Here is a 23284-nt window from a genome sequence, read left to right as displayed (position 1 = left end):
ACACCCGGCTCAGGGTCATACAACCCCTCAACATCCCAACCACGATCCACCGGGAACGGCACCACACCATCCCCACCCCCAACCAACAACCCCCACAACTCCTCCGGCGACCCCACCCCACCCGGGAACCGGCAACTCATCCCCACAATCACCACCGGGTCATCCAGCAGTGCCGTCGCCGTCGGCGACACGGCGCCCGCATCGGCCGCCTCGACCCTGTCGGACAGCGCGTCTTCCAGGTAGCGGGCCACGACCAGCGGAGACGGGTAGTCGAAGACCAGAGTGGCGGGCAGTAGCAGTCCCGTGGCTGCCTGCAGTTGGTTGCGCACTTCCACGGCGGTCAGGGAGTCGACGCCGAGTCCGCGGAAGTCGCGGGTGGGCTCGATCGCCTCGGGACCCGGGTGCCCGAGGACGAGTGCCGCCTGGGTGCGCACGAGTTCCAGCAGCGCGGCCCTCCGCTCGGCCTCCGACAACCGGGCGAGCCGGGACCGCAGGGCGTCCGCCGGTGACAGCGCCACCGACGAGGAGGCGGCAGTACGACGCGCGTTCCTCCCCAACAGGCCGCGCAGGAGCGGCGGAAGAACGCCCGCGGCGTCCTGCTCCCGCAGCATGGTGTGATTGAGCTGGACGGGGACGACCACGGGTACGGCGGTGTGCCGGGCGGCGTCGAAGGCCTCCATGCCCCGTTCTTCGGTGAAGGGCGTGATGCCGCCGCGTGCCATGCGTTGCAGGTCGGCTTCGCTCAGTTCACCGGTCATGCCGGCGTTCGGCGCCCACGTGCCCCAGGCCAGCGACCTGGCGGGCAGTCCCGAACCGCTGCGCCGGCACATCAGGGCATCCACGAATGCGTTCGCCGCCGCGTAGTTGGCCTGGCCCGCGCTGCCGAAGGTACCCGCCACCGACGAGAACACCACGAACTCCGCGAGGTCCGCGCCGCGTGTCAGCTCGTCCAGATGCACCAGCGCGTCCACCTTCGGCGCCAGCACGGCGTCCATGCGGGCGGGCGTCAGCGAGGTCAGCGTGCCGTCGTCGAGTACGCCGGCGGTGTGGACGACGGCCGTCAGCGGATGCTGCTTCGACACCGACTCCAACAGACCACTCAACGCCGCACGATCAGCGATGTCACACGCGGCCACCGCCACCTCTGCACCGAGCTCCGCCAACTCCTCACGCAGCGCGTCCACACCCGGGGCGTCCGGGCCGCGACGGCTGGCCAACAGCAGATGCCGCACACCATGCTCAACGACCAGATGCCGTGCCACCAACGCACCCAGGCCGCCGGTACCGCCAGTGACCAGCACCGTTCCGTCGTTGTCGAGGGGAACGGGCATCGTCAGCACGACCTTGCCCACATGCCGCGCCTGACTCAAGAAACGGAACGCCTCCGGAGCCTTGCGCACATCCCACGCCGACACCGGCAACGGCTCCAACACACCCCCCTCGAACAACTCCCGCACATGCGCAAACATCTCCCCGATCCGATCCGGCCCCGCCTCGATCAGATCGAACGCCTGATACCGCACACCCTCATACCGACCCGCGACCTCCTGGGGGTCGCGGATGTCGGTCTTACCCATCTCCAGGAAACGGCCACCCCGCGGCAACAACCGCAGTGACGCGTCCACGAACTCCCGGGCCAGGGAGTCCAGCACCACATCCACACCACGACCACCGGTCGCCGCCAAGAACGACCGCTCGAAGTCCAGATCACGGGACGAGGCGATGTGGGCCTCGTCCAGACCCAGCGCACGCAGTGTTCCCCACTTACCGGGGCTGGCCGTGGCGAACACCTCCGCACCCAGATGCCGCGCCAACTGCACCGCAGCCATCCCCACACCGCCCGCACCCGCATGCACCAGCACGGACTCACCCGGCCGTACTCCACCCAGCTCCACCAGGGCGAAGTAGGCCGTCAAGAACACCACCGGAACGGAGGCAGCCTGAGCGAACGACCAGCCCTCCGGAACCCGGATCACCATCCGCTCATCCGCCACCGCCACCGGCCCGAACGCAGCCGGGAACAACCCCATCACCCGATCACCCGGGGCCAGACCCACCACACCCGGGCCGGTCTCGGTCACGACGCCGGCGCCCTCCAGGCCCAGCGCGCCCGCGTCCCCCGGGTAGGTGCCGAGGACGTTCAGCACATCGCGGAAGTTCACCCCGGCCGCGCGGACCGAGATGCGCACCTGTCCGGGCTCCAGGACGTTCGACGTCTCGGGGTGCCGCACCAGGCGCAGGCTCTCCAGCGTGCCCTCGTCGGCGGCATCGAGGCTCCAGCCGTCCTGCGGCAGACCGGGCATCGACAGTTCGTCGCGCCGGATGTTGGTGCTGAGCCTCGGCAGATAGGCCGTGCCGTTGCGCAGGGCGAGTTCCGGCTCTCCCGAGGCGAGGGCGGCCGGCAGCGCGGCGAGCGAGGCCTCGGTGCCGTCGACGTCCACCAGCACGAAGCGGTCGGGGTGCTCGATGCGTGCGGCTCGGACGAGGCCCCAGACCGTGGCCTGGGCGGGGTCGGGCTGCCGCAAGTGCGCCGGGGCGGCGTTCCGGGTCACCACGACGAGTCGCGCCGCGGAGTAGCGCTCGGCTGCCGTCCACTCCTGGACGCAGGCCAGGGCCCGATGCGCGGCGGCCCGGGCGGCCTCGGGGGTCCCGGCGGAGTCGTCGGTGATGGCGTCGAGACGCAGCGTGACGAACGCGGGCAGGGCGTCGTCCGGTACGGAGTCGAGGGCGTGGAAATCGACGAGCCCGTCAAGGCCGTCGGGGCCGCTGCCCACGGTGTCGACGGCTTCGGCGGCGTTCTCGGGCAGGCGGGTCCAGTCGACCCGGTAGAGGGCGTCGGAGCGGCTGCTGCCCTGCCGGGCGCGGTGGAACATGTCCGCCGTCATCGGCCGCCGGGTGAGGGCTGCGATCTCGGCCACCGGTTGTCCCACGGCGTCTGCCAGCTGGAGCGACACCTCGCCGTCCGCGTGCGCCGAGATGCGTGCCCGCAGGACGGTGGCTCCCGCGGCGTGCAGCTTCACGTTCTGCCAGGAGACCGGCAGTTGTCCAAGGGGGGCGGTCTCGTCCGCTTCGAGTGCCAGGGCGTGGAGGACGGTGTCCAGCAGCGCGGGGTGCAGCCCGAAGGACGAGGCTTCCGACGATTCGGGGAGTTCCACGGTGGCGAAGAGGTCGGTGTCCCGCCGCCATACGTCGCGCAGTCCGCGGAAGGCGGGCCCGTAGGCCACCCCGGCGTCGGCGAAGGTCTCGTAGAGGTCGTCCGTGGGGACGGGCTGGGAGTCTTCCGGGGGCCAGACGGCGAAGTCGAAGGTCTCGCGGTGCTCGCCCGGGCCGAGCAGGCCGGTGGCGTGCCGGACCCATGGTTCCTCCGCGACGCCGGTGCTCCCGATGCGGCAGGAGTGGATGGTCAGTGCGCGGGTGCCGTAGAGGTCCGGCTCCTCGATGCGCATTTGCAGCTGGACGGGTTCGTGGGCCGCGAGTACCAGCGGGGCCTCGATGGTGAGGGACTCGACCTGGTCGGTGCCGGCCTGGTCGGCGGCGCGGAGCGCGAGTTCCAGGAAGGCCGTGCCGGGGACGAGGAGGGAGCCGTCGACGACGTGGTCCGCGAGCCACGGTTGCTGCTGCGCGGAGAGCCGTCCGGTGAAGACCACGGAGGAGGAGTCGGCGAGCGTCATGGTGGCCGCGAGCAGGGGGTGTTCGGCTGCCTGGAGTCCCGCGGAGCCGAGGTTCGTGGCGTCGGTGTGGGCGAGCTGGAGCCAGTACCGCTCGTGCTGGAAGGCGTAGGTCGGCAGGGCGACCTGCCGGGCGCCGGTCCCGGCGAAGAGGGTGGCCCAGTCGACGGGGACACCGTGGGCATGGGCGTGGCCGAGCGCGGTGAGGAGTGCCGTCACCTCGGGACGGCCCTTGCGGAGGGCGGGGACGAGGAGCTGGTCCGCGCCCGCGTCCTCGGAGAGGCAGCTCTGGGCCATCACGGTCAGCGTGCCGTCCGGGCCGATCTCCAGGAACCGGGTGACCTCGTTCTCGACGAGCCGGCGGATGCCGTCGGCGAAGCGGACGGCGCCGCAGACATGACGCACCCAGTAGTCGGGGGACATCAGGTCCTGGGGCGTGGCGAGTTGGCCGGTGAGGTTCGAGACGACCGGGATGCGGGGGGCCTCGAACGTCAGGCTTTCGGCGACGGTACGGAACTCGTCGAGCATCGGCTCCATGAGTGGCGAGTGGAAGGCGTGGCTGACCATGAGCCGCTTGGCCTTCCGGCCCTCGGAGGTGAAGTGGTCGGCGATCGCCGACACCGCCGCTGTCTCGCCGGAGATCACGACCGACTGCGGACCGTTGACCGCGGCGATGCTCACCCGCTGCTCCTGGCCCGCCAGCAGCGGCACCACCTCGTCCTCGGCGGCCTCCAGCGCGAACATCGCGCCGCCCTCCGGGAGTGCCTGCATGAGGCGACCGCGGGCCGCGACCAGGCGGCAGGCGTCCTCCAGCGACAACACGCCCGCCACATGCGCGGCCACCAGCTCACCGATGGAGTGGCCCAGCAGGAAGTCGGGGCGGACGCCGAACGACTCCATCAACCGGAACAGCGCCACCTCGACGGCGAACAACGCCGGCTGGGTGAAAGCGGTCTGGCTCAGCGCTTCGGCGTCGTCGCCGAACACCACGTCCCGCAGGGGCGAGTCCAGCTCGCCGTCGAAGTGCGCGCAGGCCGCGTCGAAGGCGTCCGCGAAGATGGGGAAGGAGTCGTACAACTCCCGGCCCATGTGCGTGCGTTGGGCTCCTTGGCCCGTGAAGAGGAAGGCCAGGCCGCCGGCGGAGGTGGCCATGCCTTCGACGACGTTGCTCTGTGGTGCGCCGGCGGCGAGGGCCCGGACGCTGTCGAGGAGCGTTTCCCGGTCCTGGCCGAGCACGACGGCCCGGTGTTCGAAGGGGGACCGTGTGGTGACGAGCGAGAATCCGACGTCCCGCGGGTCCAGTTCGGGGTGGGCGTGCAGATGGGCCGACAGGCGCTCGGCCTGCGCCCTGAGTGCTGCCTCGCCGCGTCCGGACAGGACCCAGGGCACGAGACCCGCCGTTGCGGGCGTCGGAGCGGGGGTGTCCTGGGTTCCGTCCTCGGTTCCGTCCTGGATCTCGCCCTCGGGTGCGTACCCGGTCTCGCCCGCCGTTTCGTCCGCCGTCTCGCCCGCCGGGGGTTGTTCGAGGATGACGTGGGCGTTGGTGCCGCTCACGCCGAATGACGACACGCCGGCGCGGCGGGGGCGGTCCGTGTCCGGCCAGGGCACGTCCTCGCTCAGCAGCCGTACGTGACCGGCCGACCAGTCCACGTGCGAGGTCGGCTCGTCCGCGTACCGGGTCCGCGGCAGGATGCCGTGCCGGAGTGCCTCCACCATCTTGATGACGCCTGCCACACCCGCCGCGACCTGGGTGTGGCCGATGTTCGACTTCACGGAGCCCAGCCACAGCGGGCGGTCCGCGTCGCGGTCCTGGCCGTAGGTGGCCAGGAGTGCCTGTGCCTCGATGGGGTCGCCCAGGGTGGTGCCCGTGCCGTGGCCCTCGACCGCGTCGACGTCGGATGCCGAGAGTCCGGCGCCGGCCAGTGCCTGCCGGATCACCCGCTGCTGGGAGGGGCCGTTCGGGGCGGTGAGCCCGTTGGAGGCGCCGTCCTGGTTCACGGCGCTGCCGCGGACGACCGCGAGGATCCGGTGGCCGTTGCGCCGGGCGTCGGAGAGGCGCTCCACCAGGACGACACCGGCGCCCTCGCCCCAGATGGTGCCGTCGGCGGACTCGGCGAACGCCTTGCAGCGGGCGTCGCCGGCCAGGCCCCGCTGCCGGCTGAACTCGATGAACGCGCCCGGCGTGGACATCACGGTCACGCCGCCGGCCAGGGCGAGGTCGCAGTCGCCCGAGCGCAGCGACTGCACCGCCAGGTGCAGGGCGACCAGCGACGAGGAGCACGCCGTGTCCACGGTGACCGCGGGCCCCTCCAGGCCCAGTGCGTAGGCGACGCGGCCGGACACCACGGCGCCGGAGCTGCCGGTGAGCAGATGGCCCAGGAGGTCGTCGGGCATCTCGACGGCGCCGGAGCCGTAGCCCTGGTAGCCGCAGCCGACGAAGAGTCCGCTGCGGCTGCCGCGCAGTGACAGCGGGGCGATGCCGGCCCGTTCGACGGCTTCCCAGGAGATCTCCAGGAGCATCCGCTGCTGGGGGTCCATGGCCAGGGCCTCGCGGGGGGAGATCCCGAAGAAGCCGGGGTCGAAGTCGCCGGCGTCGGCGACGAAGCCGCCCTCCCGTACGTAACTGGTGCCCGGGCAGACGGATTCGGCGTCGTAGACGGCGTCGATGTTCCAGCCGCGGTCGTCGGGGAAGGGGGTGATGGCGTCGCCGCCGTCGGCGATCAGCTGCCAGAGGTCGTCCGGTGACCGTACGTCGCCGGGGTAGCGGCAGGCCATGCCCACGATGGCGATCGGTTCGTCGTCCGCCTGCACGGGGAGCGCGAGCGCGGCGGTGTGCTGCTCGCCGAGGTCTCCGAGGAGTTCGGCGCGCAGATGGCCGGCCAGTGCCGACGGGGTCGGGTAGTCGAAGACGAGCGTCGGGGACAGGGTCAGGTCGACGGCCGTGGAGAGGCTGTTGCGCAGTTCGACGGCGGTGAGGGAGTCGGTGCCGAGTTCCTGGAAGGTGCGGGTGGTGTCGACGGCGTCGGGGCCGGGGTAGCCGAGGACGGCGGCGGTGGTCCGGCGTACCAGGCGGAGCAGGTGCTGTTCCTGTTCGGCGGCGGTGCGCAGAGTGGCGAGGGTGCTGCGGAGGTCGTCGGCCGGGGTGTCGTGGCCGGAGTTCCGGTCGGCGGCTTCGGGCAGTTTTCCGAAGAGCGCGTTGCGGCCGGCGGGGAACAGGTCCCAGTCGATGTCAGCGATGACGAGGTGGGTCTCGCCGTGGTCGAGTGCCTGGTGCAGGGCGACCAGGGCGGTGTCCGGCTCCATGGGCGGCAGGCCGGCGCGGCTGAGCTTGGCGCGCAGGGTGGGGTCGGCCGCCATGCCGTCGTGTGCCCAGGGGCCCCAGGCGATGCTGGTCGCGGGCAGGCCGTGGGCGCGGCGGTGCTGGGCGAGGGCGTCCAGGCCGGCGTTGGCCGCGGCGTAGTTGGCCTGGCCGGCCGCGCCGAGGGTGCCGGCGATGGAGGAGAACAGGACGAACGCGGTCAGGTCGTGGCCGCGGGTGAGGTCGTGCAGGTTGGCGGCGGCCTCGGTCTTGGGGCGGAGCACAGTGGCGAACCGTGCGGCGTCCATGGTGGCGAGGGTGCCGTCGTCGAGTACGCCCGCGGTGTGGAAGACGCTGGTCAGGGGCTGGTCTTCGGGGAGGGTGGCGAGGAGGTGGGCCAGTGCGTCGCGGTCCGCGGGGTCGCAGGCGGCGAGGGTGGTGCGGGTGCCGAGGGCGGTGAGTTCGGCGACGAGTTCCTCGGCGCCCGGGGCGTCGGGGCCGCGGCGGCTGATCAGCAGCAGGTGGGCGGCGCCTTCGCGGGCCAGTTGGCGGGCGAGGGCGGAGCCGATGGTGCCGGTGCCGCCGGTGATCAGTGTGGTGCCGGCCGGTGCCCAGGCGGCGGAGTCACGGGGCTGCTCGGGGCGGGCGGCCCGGACGAGTCGGCGGGTGAAGAGGCCGGAGGCGCGGAGGGCGAACTCGCTGTCGTGGCCGGTGGTGTGGGCCGGGCCGTGGAGCACCGCGCACAGCCGGTCCAGGGCGCGTTCGTCGAGCTGTTCCGGCAGGTCGATCAGGCCGGTCCAGTGGTCGGGGTGTTCGATGGCGGCGCTGCGGCCCAGGCCCCAGACGGTGGCCTGTTCGGGGGCGCCGAGCGGGTCGGAGCGGCCGATGCTGACGGCGCCCCGGGTCGCGGTCCACAGCCGGACGGGCGCGTCGGTGCACAGCAGCGCCTGGACGAGCGCGCCGGTCAGGGGCAGGGCGGCGGGGGTGTCGGGGTGGTGGGGGTGGCGGGCGGTGCCGAGGCCGAGGAGGGAGAGGACGTGCAGCTCGTCGGTGCCGTGGGCCAGGTCGCGGGTCTCGTCGAGGCGTCGGGCGATGTGGTCGGCGTCGGCGTCCGGCGGCAGGCTCAGGGTGGTGACGGTCGTGCCGTGCCCGGCGAGTGCGGTGGTGAGGGCGTCGGCGACGCCTCGGTAGTGCTCGGGGTCCGTGGCGGGGACGACGAGCAGCCAGTGGGCCGGTGCGGTGGTGGCGGGGCCGGGGTCGACGGGCTCCCAGTGTTCGGCGTAGCGCCAGGAGCGGGCGGTGGAGTGCTGTTGCTGGTCGCGGTGGAAGGCCGCGAGTGCGGGGACGACCGGTTCGAGGAGGGAGCGGTCGAGGCTGAGGCTGTCGGCGAGTTCGGGCAGGTTCTGCTGCTCGACGGCGGTCCAGAACGCGGAGTCGGCCGGCCGGCCGGCGGGGGTGTGGTCCTCGGGGGCGGTGGCGTGCAGCCAGTAGCGGGAGCGCTGGAAGGCGTAGGTGGGCAGGTCGACGCGGCGGGCGCCGGGCAGCAGGGCGGCCCAGTCGAGGGGGACGCCGGCGGTGTGGAGCCTGGCAAGTGCGGTGAGCAGGCTGAGGGCTTCGCGGGTGTCCTTGCGCAGGAGGGGCGTCAGCAGCCGGTCGCCGCCGGGCAGGCAGGCCGCGGCGAGTGCGCTGAGGGTGCCGTCGGGGCCGAGTTCGACGAGCCGGGTGACGTTGCGGTCGGCGAGGGCACGGACGCCGTCGGCGAAGCGCACGGCCTCCCGGGCGTGGCGTACCCAGTAGTCGGGGCTGCACAGTTCGTCGGCGGTGGCCAGGCGGCCGGTGACGTTGGAGACGACGGGGATCTGCGGCTGCCGGTAGGTGAGGTCGCGGGCGGTGGCGCGCAGCTCCGCCAGCATCGGGTCCATCAGCGGCGAGTGGAAGGCGTGGCTGACGCGGAGGCGGGAGACCTTGCGTCCCAGGTCCCGGAAGTGGCCGGCGAGGGTGTCCACGGTGGCTTCGTCGCCGGCGATGACGGTGGCGTCGGGGCCGTTGACCGCGGCGATGCTCACCCGGTCCGCGGTGTCCGCGAGGAGCGGCCGGACCTCGGCTTCGGTCGCCTGGAGGGAGGCCATGGCGCCGCCGGGCGGGAGTGCCTGCATCAGCCGTCCGCGGGCCGCCACCAGACGGCAGGCGTCCGGGAGGGACAGCACGCCGGCGATGTGCGCGGCGGCGAGTTCGCCGATCGAGTGGCCCATGACGACGTCGGGCTTGACGCCCCAGGAGCTGAGCAGCCGGAAGAGGGCCACTTCGAGGGCGAAGAGCGCGGGCTGGGTGGTGCCCGTGCGGTCCAGCGGTGCCGGGTCGTGGCCGAAGACGGTGTCGCGCAGCGGTCGTTCGAGTTCGGGGTCGAGGTGTGCGCAGGCGGCGTCGAAGGCCTCGGCGAAGACCGGGAACGTCGCGTACAGCTCACGGCCCATGCCCAGGCGCTGGGCGCCCTGGCCGGTGAACAGGAAGGCGGTCTTGCCGCGGAGGGGGGAGCCGCTGACGGCCCCGGCGGCGTGCGGGCCCTCCTCGGCGAGGGTGGTCAACTCGCCGCGCAGTTCGGCCGGGTCGGTGCCGAGCAGCACCGCGCGGTGCTCGAACGCCGAGCGGGAGGTGGCGAGCGAGTACGCCAGGTCGTAGGGGTCCGTGTCGGGGTGGCCGTCCAGGTGCGCGCGCAGCCGTCCGGCCTGTGCCCGCAGGGCGTCGGCGCTGCGGGCGGAGAGCACCCAGGGGATGTGCGGAAGGCGGTCCGCGGGGGCGAGCGGAGTGGCTTCGGCGGCCGGGTCCCCGTGTGCCGACGCGTCCTTGGCGTCCGCCGCCTCTGTCGCGGACCGTTCGCCGTCCGCCGTGGGCTGTTCGGTGTCCTCCCCCGGTGTGCGGTCCGGGTCCTGCGGGGCCTGTTCCAGGATGGTGTGGGCGTTGGTGCCGCTGATGCTGAAGGAGGAGACCGCGGCGCGGCGCGGCCGGGTGCTCTCCGGCCAGGTCACGGCCTCGGTGAGCAGCTGCACCCGGCCCGCCGACCAGTCCACGTGGGTGGAGGGGCGGGCGGCGTGCAGGCTCTGCGGCAGGACACCGTGCCGCAGGGCGAGGACCATCTTGATCACGCCGGCGACGCCCGCGGCCGCCTGGGTGTGGCCGATGTTGGACTTCACCGAGCCCAGCCACAGCGGCCGGTCGGCCGGGCGGTCCTGGCCATAGGTGGCGAGCAGCGCCTGCGCCTCGATGGGGTCGCCCAGGGTCGTACCGGTGCCGTGGGCCTCGACGGCGTCCACGTCGGCGGCGGACAGTCCGGCGCCGGTCAGCGCGGAGCGGATCACCCGTTGCTGGGCGGGGCCGTTGGGGGCGGTCAGCCCGTTGGAGGCGCCGTCCTGGTTGAGGGCGCTGCCGCGGAGCAGGGCGAGCACGGGGTGGCCGTTGCGGCGGGCGTCGGAGAGCCGCTCGACGAGCAGCATGCCGGCGCCCTCGCCCCAGCCGGTGCCGTCGGCGTCGTCGGAGAACGGCTTGCAGCGGCCGTCGCGGGCGAGTCCGCCCTGCCGGTCGAACTCGACGAAGGCGGCCGGGGTGGACATGACCGCCACGCCGCCCGCGAGCGCCAGGTCGCATTCGCCCGCCCGGAGGGACTGTGCGGCGAGGTGCAGGGTGACCAGGGAGGAGGAGCAGGCCGTGTCGACGGTGACGGCGGGGCCTTCGAGGCCGAGGGCGTAGGCGACCCGGCCGGAGACGACGCTGCCGGTGGTGCCGGTGAGGATGTGCCCCTCGACGCCCTCGGGGACGTTGCCGCGCAGCCCGGAGCCGTACTCCTGGTTGCTGCAGCCCGCGAAGACGGCGGTCCGGCTGCCGCGCAGCGTCATCGGGTCGATGCCCGCCCGCTCCAGGGCCTCCCAGGACACCTCCAGCAGGAGTCGCTGCTGCGGGTCGGTGGCAAGGGCCTCGCGCGGACTCATGCCGAAGAACTGCGGGTCGAACTCGTCGGCGGTGTGCACGAAGCCGCCGCGGGTGGTCGTCGCGTCGAGTGCGCCCAGGTCCCAGCCGCGATCGGCGGGGAGGTCGGACAGCGCGTCGGTGCCGGCCGCGAGCAGCTGCCAGAACTCCTCGGGCGTCTGCACGCCGCCGGGGAAGCGGCAGCTCATGGCGACGATGGCGAGGGGTTCACCGGCGGCGTCGACCAGCTGCTGGTTCTGCTTGCGCAGCCGGTCGTTCTCCCGCAGCGAGGCCCGCAGGGCTTCGACGATCTGATCCGCGGACGTGGCCATTGGTCAGCTCTCCATCATTCCGGCTTCGTGGTGTGGCTTCGTCGGGACGGGGTGTTCAGCCGTCCGTGGCGCCGAACGCGAGGCGCACGAGGTCGTCGACTTCCATGCTCTCGATGGCGTCGGAGTCGGGGGCGTCATCGGCTTCCGGCGCGCGATCCGCGGCGGACGGCTCCGGCTGGGCCAGCGCCAGCAGGTCGTCCAGCAGCCCGGCCGCCCGTAGTCGGGCGAGGGGGATGGCGGCGAGGGCTTCGCGTACCGCGGCTTCGTCCTCCGGCGCGGCGGCCGGCCCCACGGGGTGTTCGGGGACAAGTTCCGTGCACAGATGGTCGGCGAGGGCCAGCGGTGTCGGGTAGTCGAAGACGAGTGTGGCGGGCAGCAGGGCGCCGGTCGCGGCGCCGAGCCGGTTGCGCAGTTCCACCGCGGTCAGCGAGTCGAAGCCGAGGTCCTTGAAGGACTGCTGGTCGCCGACCTCGGCCGCGGAGGCATGGCCGAGCACGGCGGCGACCTGGGTGCAGACCACGTCGAGTACGGCGTGGTGGGCCTCGTCGCGGGTCAGGGTGGCGAGCGTCCGGGCCAAGGTCTCGGCGGAGCCCGGTCCGGCCGGTGCCGGGCCCGCGGCCGCGGTGCGCCGGGCCGCCGTAGGCAACAGGCCGCTCAGCAGGGGCGGTACGGGCCCGCCGGAGCCCAGGGCGCGCTGGTCGACCAGCATCGGCAGCAGAGCGCCCTCGGGCCGGCCGAGTGCCGCGTCGAAGAGGGCGAGACCGCGGTCGGAGGGCAGCGCGGGCAGCCCGGCGCGGGCCATGCGGTCCAGATCGGCTTCGGTGAGTGAGCTGGTCATGCCCGTCGCACGGGACCACGGCCCCCAGGCGAGCGAAGTGGCGGGCAGCCCGGCGGCCCTTCGCTCGGCGGCGAAGGCGTCGCAGAAGGCGTTGGCGGCGGCGTAGTTGGCCTGGCCGGGAGCGCCGAACACCCCGGCGGTCGAGGAGAAGACGACGAACGCCGCCAGATCCTCGTCGCGGGTGAGGTCATGCAGATGAACCGCGGCGTCGGCCTTGGGCCGCAGGACCGCGCCCAGCCGCTGCGGGGTGAGCGAGGTGACGACGGTGTCGTCGAGTACGCCGGCGGTGTGGACGACGGCCGTCAGCGGATGCTGCTTCGACACCGACTCCAACAGACCGCTCAGCGCCGCACGATCAGCGATGTCACACGCGGCGACCGCCACCTCGGCGCCGAGCTCCGCCAACTCCTCGCGAAGTGTGTCCACCCCCGGGGCGTCCGGGCCACGACGGCTGGCCAACAGCAGATGCCGCACACCATGCTCCACCACCAAATGCCGCGCCACCAACGCACCCAGGCCGCCGGTACCGCCAGTGACCAGCACCGTTCCGTCGTTGTCGAGGGGAACGGGCATCGTCAGCACGACCTTCCCCACATGCCGCGCCTGACTCAAGAAACGGAACGCCTCCGGAGCCTTCCGCACATCCCACGCCGACACCGGCAACGGCTCCAACACACCCCCCTCGAACAACTCCCGCACATGCGCAAACATCTCCCCGATCCGATCCGGCCCCGCCTCGATCAGATCAAACGCCTGATACCGCACACCCTCATACCGACCCGCCACCTCCTGCGGATCACGGACGTCGGTCTTACCCATCTCCAGGAAACGACCACCCCGCGGCAGCAGCCGCAGCGAGGCGTCCACGAACTCCCGGGCCAGGGAGTCCAGCACCACATCCACACCACGACCACCGGTCTCCGCCAAAAACGACCGCTCGAAATCGAGATCACGGGAGGAGGCGATATGGGCCTCGTCCAAACCCAGCGCACGCAGCGTTCCCCACTTACCGGGGCTGGCCGTGGCGAACACCTCCGCACCCAGATGCCGCGCCAACTGCACCGCAGCCATCCCCACACCACCCGCACCCGCATGCACCAGCACGGACTCGCCGGCCTGAACTCCACCCAACTCCACCAGGGCGAAGTACGCCGTCAAGAACACCACAGGAACAGAAGCAGCCTGCGCGAACGACCAACCCTCCGGAACCCGGATCACCATCCGCTCATCCGCCACCGCCACCGGCCCGAACGCAGCCGGGAACAACCCCATCACCCGATCACCCGGGGCGAATCCGATGACGCCGGGGCCGGTCTCCGTGACCACGCCCGCGCCTTCGAGGCCGAAGGCTCCGGCGTCGCCGGGGTACATGCCGAGGACGTTCAGCACATCGCGGAAGTTCACCCCCGCCGCGCGGACCGCGAGGCGGATCTCGCCCTGTTCCAGCGGGCGTTCGGCGTCGTCGTGGGGCAGCAGGGTGAGGTGGTCGAGGGTGCCCTTGCCGGTCATGCCCAGGCGCCAGCCGGTGCCGTCGACGGGCTCGCGCAGTGCGGTCCCGGTGTGGACGGGGGCGACCTTCGGCAGGTGCACGGTGCCGCCGCGGACGGCGAATTGGGGCTCGTCGGTGGCGAGCGCGGCGGGCAGCGCGGCGTAGGAGGCGTCCTGGCCGTCGAGGTCGGCGAGCACGAAGGTGCCGGGGTGCTCGGACTGTGCCGAGCGCACCAGGCCCCAGATGGGGGCGGCCGCGGCGGCGTGGTGGGTGGTGCCGGGGGCATCGACGGCTCCCCGGGTGACGAAGACGAGGCGGGTCGCGGCGGGCGGGTCCGCCAGCCATCGCTGGACGAGTTCCAGCGCGCCGGTCGCCGCCTGGTGCGGGTCGGCGGCGGGGAGCGCCACGAGGACGGTGCCGGTGGCCTGTGGGAGGTCGGGGCCGGTCAGCCGGGTGGTGGGCAGGCCCGCGGCGTCCAGGCCGGCGGCGAGGTCGTCGCTGTCCAGGACGAGGAGGCGGGCCGGCTCCTCAGGGGGCGTGGTGGGGAGGGGGGCCACGGGCCAGTCGAGGTGGTAGAGGGGGCCGGTGGAGCGGGCGGAGAGCGCGACGCGGTCCGGGGACAGCTCGCGCAGCGTCAGCGCCTCGATGTCGGCGACGGGGCGGCCGTCGGTGTCGGTGAGGGCGAGGGAGACGGTGTCGGGTGCGGACAGGTCGAGGTGGGCCCGCAGCCGGGTGGCCCCGGTGGCGTGGATCTGCACGCCGCGCCAGGAGAAGGGCAGCCGTCCGCTGTCGGAGTCCTCGGTGGGCAGGAACGCGGTCGCGTGCAGGGCGGCGTCGAGCAGTGCCGGGTGGAGGGCGAACCGGTCCGCGTCGTCGTCCGCGTCCTGGTGTGCGGGCGCGGGCAGGGTGATCTCGGCGTGGACGCGGTCGCCGTGGCGCCAGGCCGCGCCCAGTCCCTGGAAGAGCGGCCCGTAGTCGAATCCGCCGGCGCTCAGCTGTGCGTAGAGGTCCTCGACGGGGAGGGGTTCGGAGCCGGCGGGCGGCCAGGTCGTCGAGGCGGGGTCGGTGGGCTCCGGGTGGGCGGCGGTGAGGGTGCCGGTGGCGTGCAGCGTCCAGGGCTCGCCGGGGGCCGGGTCGGTGCGGCGGGCGTGGACGGTGAACGGGCGGTGGCCCTGCCCGTCGTCGGTGCCGAGGACCGCTTGGAGGTCCACCGCGTCGTCCTCGGACAGGACGAGCGGGCTGACCAGGGTCAGGTCCGCCACCCGGGGGCAGCCCGCGCGGTCGCCGGCCAGGACGGCGAGTTCCACGAAGGCGGTGCCGGGGACGACGGGGGTGCCCGCCAGGGCGTGGTCGGCGAGCCACGGCTGCTCGGCCACCGAGAGCCGTCCGGTGAACAGGTGGCTGCCGTCGGCGAGTTCGACGGCGGCGCTCAGCAGCGGGTGGCCGGCCTGGCTGATGCCGGCGCTCGCGCGGGCGCGGGGGGTGGGCCAGTAGCGCTGCCGCTGGAAGGGGTAGGTGGGCAGGCCGTCGACGGCCGGGCGTCCCCGGTGGGCGTTGGCGACGGCGGACCAGTCCAGGTCGGCGCCGTGGACGTGGGCGCGGGCGAGGCCGTCGAGGAGTGCCTGCGGCTCGGGCGTCCGGGCGTGCAGCAGCGGGATGACCGCGGTGCCGGTGGTGTCGGGGGGCAGACAGGCGGCGGTCATGGCGGAGAGGGTGCCGTCGGGGCCGAGTTCGACGTAGCGCCGGACGCCCTGGGCGGCGAGTCCGCGGACGCCGTCGTGGAACCGGACGGCTCCCCGCACCTGCCGCACCCAGTAGTCGGGGAGGTCCAGCTCGGTGGCGGTCTCGCCGGTCAGGTCGGACACGACGGGCAGCCGCGGCGGGTGGTAGGTGAGCGACTCGGCGACGGTGCGGAACGCGTCCAGCATCGGGTCCATGTGCGGGGAGTGGAAGGCGTGGCTGACCTGGAGCTGCTTGGTCCGGCGGCCGTCGGCGGCGAGGGTTTCGGCGAGGCCGGTCACCGCGGCGCGGTCGCCGGAGATCACGACGGAGTCGGGGCCGTTGACCGCGGCGATGCAGACCTGCCGGTCGAGCCCGTCGAGCAGCGGCAGCACCTCGTCCTCCGTCGCCTGGAGCGCGACCATGGCGCCGGTCTCGGGGAGGGCCTGCATGAGCCGGCCGCGGGCGGCGACCAGGGTGCAGGCGTCGGCCAGCGAGAACACCCCGGCGACGTGTGCGGCGGTCACCTCGCCGATGGAGTGGCCCAGCAGGTGGTCGGCGTGCAGGCCGGTGCTCTCGGCGAGGCGGTGGAGGGCGGTCTCCATGGCGAAGAGGGCGGGCTGGGTGTACGCGGTGCGGTGCAGCAGTCCGTCGGTGTCGTGGAACATGACGTCGCGCAGCGGCCGGTCGAGATGGCCGGCGAAGTGGTCGCAGATCTCATCGAGGGCCTGGGCGAACACCGGGAAGGTGCGGTGCAGTTCGTGTCCCATGCCGGGGCGCTGGGCGCCCTGTCCGGTGAAGAGGAAGGCGGTGCGTGCGCCGGGTTGCGCCACGCCGTCCAGGGCGCCGGTGGCCGGTTCGCCGGCGGCCAGGCCGTGCAGGGCGATCAGCAGGCCGGCGCGGTCGGTGCCGTGGGCGACGGCGCGGTGCTCGAAGGTGGCGCGGGTGGTGGCCAGGGCGTGGCCGACGGCCGCGGCGGGCAGGTCGGGGTGGCCCGCGGCGTGGGTGTGCAGGGCGGTGGCCAGGGCGCGGAGCGCTTCGGGGCTGCGGGCCGACAGCGGCCAGACGACGGGCAGCGGGGCGGTGCCGGAGGTGTCGTGCGCGTCCGGTGCCTGCTGTGTGCCGTCGGCCGGTGCGTCGGGCCCGGCCGCTTCGGGCTGTTCGAGGATGACGTGGGCGTTGGTGCCGCTGAAGCCGAAGGAGGAGATGCCCGCTCTGCGGGGCCGCCCGTGGTCGGGCCAGGTGGTGGGGGCGGCGAGCAGTTCCACGGCGCCGTCGGCCCAGTCCACGTGGGTGGAGGGCGCGTCGAGGTGCAGTGTCTGCGGGAGCAGTCCGTGGCGCAGGGCCTGCACCATCTTGATCACTCCGGCCACGCCGGCCGCGGCCTGGGTGTGCCCGATGTTCGACTTCACCGAGCCGAGCCACAGCGGCTGGTCCCCTGTGCGCTCCTGGCCGTAGGTGGCGAGCAGCGCCTGGGCCTCGATCGGGTCGCCCAGGGTGGTCCCGGTGCCGTGGGCCTCGACGGCGTCCACGTCGCCGGGGGTGAGCCGGGCGTCGGCGAGCGCGGCCCTGATCACCCGTTGCTGGGACGGGCCGTTGGGGGCCGTGAGGCCGTTGCTGGCCCCGTCGGAGTTGATGGCGCTGCCGCGGACGACGGCCAGCACCGGGTGCCCGTTGCGCCGGGCGTCGGACAGCCTCTCGACGAGCAGCACGCCGGCGCCCTCGCCCCAGCCGGTGCCGTCGGCGCCGTCGGCGAAGGCCTTGCAGCGGCCGTCGGCGGACAGTCCGCGCTGGCGGCTGAACTCCAGGAACGCGGCGGGGGTGGACATCACGGTGACACCACCGGCCAGGGCGAGCGAGCACTCCCCCGACTGGAGGGCGCGGACGGCCCAGTGCAGGGCGACGAGCGAGGAGGAGCAGGCCGTGTCCACGGTGACGGCGGGGCCTTCGAGGCCGAAGGAGTAGGCGATGCGGCCGGAGACCACGCTCGCCGCGTTGCCCGTGCCCAGGTATCCGTCCACGTCTTCGGCGGCGTTGCCCAGGACGGTGGTGTAGTCCTGCCCGTTGGTGCCGGCGAAGACGCCGGTGCGGCTGCCGCGCAGCGAGTGCGGGTCGATACCGGCCCGCTCGAACGCCTCCCAGCAGACCTCCAGCAGGAGCCGCTGCTGGGGGTCCATGGCCAGGGCCTCGCGGGGGGAGACGCCGAAGAATCCGGCGTCGAAGCGGTCGGCCTCGGTGAGGAAGCCGCCCCGGCGGGTGTAGGTGGTGCCCTCGTGCTCCGGGTCGGGGTCGTAGAGCGCCGCGGTGTCCCAGCCCCGGTCGTCGGGGAACTCGCCGATGGCGTCGCCGCCGGCGGCCAGGAACTCCCAGAAGGCCTCCGGGGTCCGGATGCCGCCGGGGAAGCGGCAGCTCATCGCCACGATGGCGACGGGCTCCCCGGCCGTGGCGGGGTCCGCTCCGGATGCCGTCAACTCCTCACTGTCACCGAGCAGTTCGGACAGCAGGTAGTTGGCGACAGCTGAGGGCGTGGGGTGGTCGAAGACCAGGGTGGCCGGCAGCCGGAGTCCGGTGCGGCGGCCGAGGGCGTTGCGCAGTTCGAGGGAGGTCAGGGAGTCCAGGCCGAGGTCGCCGAAGGCGCGCTCGGCGTCGACCCGGCCGGCCGAGGCGTGGCCGAGCACGGTGGCGATCTCGGTGCGCACCAGGTCCAGGACGTGGGCGTGGCGCTCCTGCGGTGCCAGGGCGGCCAGTGCGTGGGCGGCCGGGGACGCGGGGTCGCCGCCGGGTGCGGCCGCCGGGGCCGCGGTCCGCTTGGCGGGACGGCCGGCGAGGGTCCGGAGCAGGGGGGCAACCGCCGTTCCGCTCCTGCGGATCGCGGCGACATCGAGCGGCACCGGGACCGGGACGGCCCGGTCCTGGGCCAGGCAGCGGTCGAACAGGGCGAGCGCCGCCTCGGTGGACAGCGCGCCGACGCCGCCGCGGTCCATCCGCCGCCGGTCCGTCTCCACCAGGCGGGCGCTCATCTCGCTGCGCTCGGCCCACATGCCCCAGCCGAGCGCCAGGGCCGGGCGGCCCTCGGCGCGGCGTTGGTGGGCGAGCGCCTCCAGGAAAGCGTTGCCGGCGGCGTAGTTACCCTGGCCCGGGCCGCCGAAGGTGGCGGCGGCCGAGGAGAACAGGACGAAGGCCGACAGGTCGAGGTCCCGGGTGAGCCGGTCGAGGTTGACCGCGGCATCGGCCTTGGGACGCAGGACGGTGGCGATCCGTTCGGGGGTGAGGGACGAGATGACCCCGTCGTCGAGCACCCCGGCAGCGTGCACGACCGCGCCCAGGGGGTGTGCTTCGGGGAGGGTGGCCAGCAGGTCGGCGAGTGCCGTGCGGTCGGCGGCGTCGCAGGCGGCGAGGGTCACCCGGGCGCCCAACTCGCGGAGTTCGGTGGCCAGTTCGGTGGCTCCGGGCGCGGTCGCGCCGCGGCGGCCGACGAGCAGCAGGTGCCGTACGCCGTGTCCGGTCACCAGGTGTCTGGCGACCGCGGCGCCGACGGTCCCGGTGGCGCCGGTCACCAGCACGGTGCGGAACGAGTCGAAGCGGGCGCCGGCGGCGGGAGGGGTGGACGCGGTGGCCCGAGCGGGCCGGTCGAGCCGGGTCAGCCGGGGGGCCAGCACGCGCGAACCGCGGACGGCGAGCTGGGTCTCCCCCGCCTCCGTGGCCGCCCCGACGACGGCGGCCGGCAGCACGCCGGAGCCGTCAGCGGCATCGGCGTCAGCTGCGTCGATGTCAGCTGCATTGGCGTCGGTGTCGGTGTCCACCAGCAGGAAGCGGTCCGGGTTCTCCGACTGCGCCGAGCGCACCAGGCCCCACACCGCGGCGGCGGGCAGGTCCGTGACGGTCTCGTCCGGGCCGGTGGCGACGGCGCCGCGGGTGAGCAGGACCAGCCGGGCGTCGGCGAACTCCGGCCGGGCGAGCCAGTTCTGCAGCAGCGCCAGGGCGTCCACGACCGCGGCGTGGGCGGCGTCGGCCGGCTCACCGGACTCGGCGGTTTCGGCGGTCGGCCAGGGCACCACGACGAGGTCGGGAGCCTCGGCGCCCTGTGCCACCGCCGTGGCCAGTGCGTCCAGGGCACCGTGGAAGGCGGGTGCGTCCGTGTCGGCTCCGGTGCCTTCCGCGCCGAGGACCGCGACCCGGCGGGGCCGCTGCGGGGCGGTGGGCGGCCGCAGCCCGGTCCACTCGACGGTGAAGAGATCGTCGCGGCCGGCCGGGTCCGGCGCGGGTGCGAACTCGGTGGCGGGCAGGGGTGTGACGGAGCCGAACGAGGCTACCGGCTCGCCGAGTTCGTCGGTGAGGTGGAGGGTCAGACCGCCGTCGTCCGCCGGGGCGAGACGGGCCCGCACCGATTCCGCAGCCACCGCGTGCAGCACGCAGTCGCGCCAGGACACGGCGACGGCGTCGGCGTGTCCCGCCGCCGGGAGCGCCTGGAGCACGGCGTCGAGCAGCGCCGGGTGGAGGGCGTAGCGCGCCGCGTCGCCGCGGTACTCCTCGGGCAGTGCGGCCTCGGTGAACACCACGTCGCCCTGGCGCCATACGCCGCCCTGGCCGGTGTCGACGGGCCGGGCGTCGGCGGGCGGCCAGGTCCCCAGGTCGTGGCCGGGGAGCACGGGCGGCTGCGCGGTGAGGGTGGCGTGGGCGTGCCGGGTCCACGGGGTCTCGTCGTCGGGCCGGTCGGCGGGGCGGGAGTGCACGGTCAGGGTGCGCTGTCCGTCCGGTTCCGCGGCGGCGTCCAGCACCACCTGGATCTCGACGGCGGACCGCTCGGACAGGACCAGGGGCGCGTCCACCGTGAGCGCGGTGAGGTGTTCGCAGCCGGCGAGCGCGCCGAGGTGCAGGGCGAGGTCGAGGAAGGCGCTGGTGGGGAGTTGGACGCGGCCGTCGAGTGCCCGGTCGGCGAGCCAGGGGTGCGCGGCGGCGGTGAGGAGTCCGGTGGAGACGACGGCGCTGCGGTCCGCGAGGGTGAGGGCCGTGGGGAGCAGGGGGTGTTCGCCCGGGCGGTGTGCGGCGGCCGCCTCGGGGGCCAGCCAGTAGCGCTCGCGCTGGAAGGGGTAGGTGGGCAGGTCGACCCGGTCGGCGCCCGGGAAGAGGCGGTCCCAGTCGGGGCCGGTGCCGCGGGTGTGCAGGGCGCTCAGCGCGGTGAGGAGGCTGCGGGTCTCGGGCCGGTCCTTGCGCAGGGCGGGCACGAGGAGGGGGCCGGGGCGGCCGGGGTCCGCGTCGAGGCAGCCCTGTGCCAGGGCGGTGAGGGTGGCGTCGGGGCCGATTTCGAGGAAACGGGTGACGCCGCGCCGCTCCAGGGCGCGGATGCCGTCCGCGAACCGCACGGCCTCGCGTACGTGCCGCACCCAGTAGTCGGCGGTCGCCAGGTCGGTGGCCGGCTCCCCGGTCACGTTGGAGATGACCGGGAGGGTGGGCTGATGGAACGTCACGCTCTCGGCCACCGCACGGAAGGCGTCGAGCATGGGGTCCATCAGCGGGGAGTGGAAGGCATGGCTGACCCGCAGCCGCTTGGCCTTGCCGCCCTGCTGCTCGAAGTGTTGGACGAGTGGGGCGAGCGTTTCCTCGGCGCCGGCGACGACGGTCGTCCCGGGCCCGTTGACGGCGGCGACGCCCATCCGTTCGCCGGCGTCGGCCAGCAGCGGCAGCACCTCGTCCTCGGCGGCCCGGAGGGAGAACATCGCGCCCCCGGAGGGGAGTTCCTGCATCAGGCGGCCGCGCGCCGCCACCAGCCGGCAGGCGTCCGGCAACGAGAGGACACCGGCGACGTGGGCGGCGGCCAGCTCCCCGATGGAGTGGCCGAGCAGGAAATCGGGGGCCGGGCCCCAGGAGGCGACGAGCCGGAAGAGCGCCACTTCGAAGGCGAACAGGGCGGGCTGGGTGAAGCCGGTGCGGTCCAGCGCGGCGGCGTCCTGCCCGAAGACGACGTCCGCGAGCGGCTGGGGCAGCTCCGGGTCGAGGTGGGCGCAGATCTCGTCGAAGGCCGCCGCGAAGACGGGGAACGCCGCGTGCAGGTCACGGCCCATGCCCAGGCGCTGGGCGCCCTGGCCCGCGAAGAGGAACGCCGTCTTGCCGCGGCCGGCCGTGCCCCGGACGGCCGCGGTGTCGTCGCCCTGTGCGAAGCGGGCGAGGTGCCGGAGCAGCTCCTCGCGGTCCTCGCCCAGCACCACCGCGCGTTCCTCGAAGGCGGTACGGGTGGTGGCCAGCGAGGCACCGATGTCCTCGGCACCGGCGTCGGTCAACTGGCCTATGTGGTCGACCAGTTGGGCCGCCTGGGCGCGGAGGGCGGGTTCGCTGCGGGCGGAGAGCACCCAGGGCACGACCGGGAGCGGCGCTGCGGCGGGCTGCTCGGCGAGGGGTGCGGGCTCCGCCGCGTCGGGGTCGTCGGTGTGCGGTGCGGGGTCGGTGGGCGGGGCCTGTTCCAGGACGGCGTGGGCGTTCGTCCCGCTGACGCCGAAGGCCGAGATGCCGGCGCGGCGCGGGCGGTCGGTGTCGGGCCAGTCGACGGCGTCGGTGAGCAGCCGGACGTCGCCCTCGCTCCAGTCGACGTGGGTGGAGGGCCGCTCGGCGTGCAGGGTGCGGGGCAGCACGCCGTGCTGCATCGCCTGCACCATCTTGATGACGCCGGCGACCCCGGCCGCGGCCTGGGTGTGCCCGATGTTGGACTTGACCGTGCCGAGCCACAGCGGGCGGTCGGCCTCGCGCTCCTGGCCGTAGGTGGCGAGCAGTGCCTGGGCCTCGATGGGGTCGCCGAGGGTGGTGCCGGTGCCGTGCGCCTCGACGGCGTCCACGTCGGACGTGCCGAGGCCGGCCGCGGTGAGTGCCGCGCGGATCACCCGCTGCTGGGACGGCCCGTTGGGGGCGGTCAGCCCGCTGCTCGCGCCGTCCTGGTTGACGGCGGTGCCCCGGACGAGGCCGAGGACGCGATGGCCGTTGCGGCGGGCGTCGGAGAGCCGCTCCAGCAGCAGCATGCCGGCGCCCTCGCCCCAGCCGGTGCCGTCGGAGTCGTCGGAGAACGCCTTGCAGCGGCCGTCGGCGGACAGCCCGCGCTGGCGGCTGAACTCCAGGAAGGTGACGGGGGTGGACATCACCGTCACACCGCCGGCCAGGGCGAGGGAGCACTCGCCCTGGCGCAGTGCGTTGCAGGCCAGGTGCAGGGCGACCAGCGAGGAGGAGCAGGCGGTGTCGACCGTCACGGCCGGGCCTTCGAGGCCGAAGGTGTAGGCGACGCGGCCGGAGGCGATGCTGGCGGCGCTGCCGTTGCCGAGGTGTCCTTCGAGTCCGGCGGGCGGCTCGGTGAAGCGGGAGCCGTAGTCGTTGTACATGACACCGACGAAGACGCCGGTGGGGCTGCCCTTGAGGGCCTGGCGCCGCAGGCCCGCGCGTTCGAAGGCCTCCCAGGACGTTTCGAGGAGGAGGCGCTGCTGCGGGTCGGTCGCCAGTGCCTCGCGGGGCGACATGGCGAAGAAGTCGGGGTCGAAGTCGGCGGCGTCGTGCAGGAAGCCGCCTTCCCGGGTGTAGCAGGTGCCGGGGTGGGCGGGGTCCGGGTGGTAGAGGGAGTCCACGTTCCAGCCGCGGTCCTCCGGGAAGGGCGTGATGCCGTCGGTGCCGTCGGCGACCAGCTGCCACAGGTCCTCGGGCGAGCGCACATTGCCGGGGTAGCGGCAGCTCATGGCGACGATGGCGATGGGCTCGCGTTCGCGGGCCTCCATCTCGCGCAGCCGCTTGCCGGTGCGGTGGAGATCCGCCGTCACCCTTTTCAGATAGTCGCGGAGCTTTGCCTCGCTCACCGTTCAGCTCCCTTCCCCGGACCGCTCGGCGGACCGGCGGCCTGCCTCACACCGGCGACCACGACGCTGGAATCTCTACTCGCTGATCACATTCTGTGGCCGCCGGTCGGCCGTTTTGAGCGCTGGCCGGGGACTCTAAGAGAACCCCTAGGAG

Annotated in this window: 2 protein-coding genes; both read right to left on the bottom strand. The window is 73.9% G+C overall.

Annotated features, from left to right (window positions below):
- Positions 1-11258 (bottom strand): type I polyketide synthase (locus IEY78_RS14335; RefSeq protein WP_189098164.1); only part of this gene is annotated, 11258 nt, incomplete at its 3' end.
- 55 nt (positions 11259-11313) lie between these two features.
- Entirely contained in the window at positions 11314-23130 is an 11817-nt protein-coding gene (locus IEY78_RS14330) for a type I polyketide synthase (RefSeq protein WP_189098161.1), read from the bottom strand.
- Positions 23131-23284: the final 154 nt, after the last annotated feature.

Source organism: Streptomyces kronopolitis (genome assembly GCF_014646275.1).
Taxonomy (GTDB): domain Bacteria; phylum Actinomycetota; class Actinomycetes; order Streptomycetales; family Streptomycetaceae; genus Streptomyces; species Streptomyces kronopolitis.
Note: the sequence above shows the minus strand (reverse complement) of the source record. Positions and strands in the feature narration are given on the sequence as shown.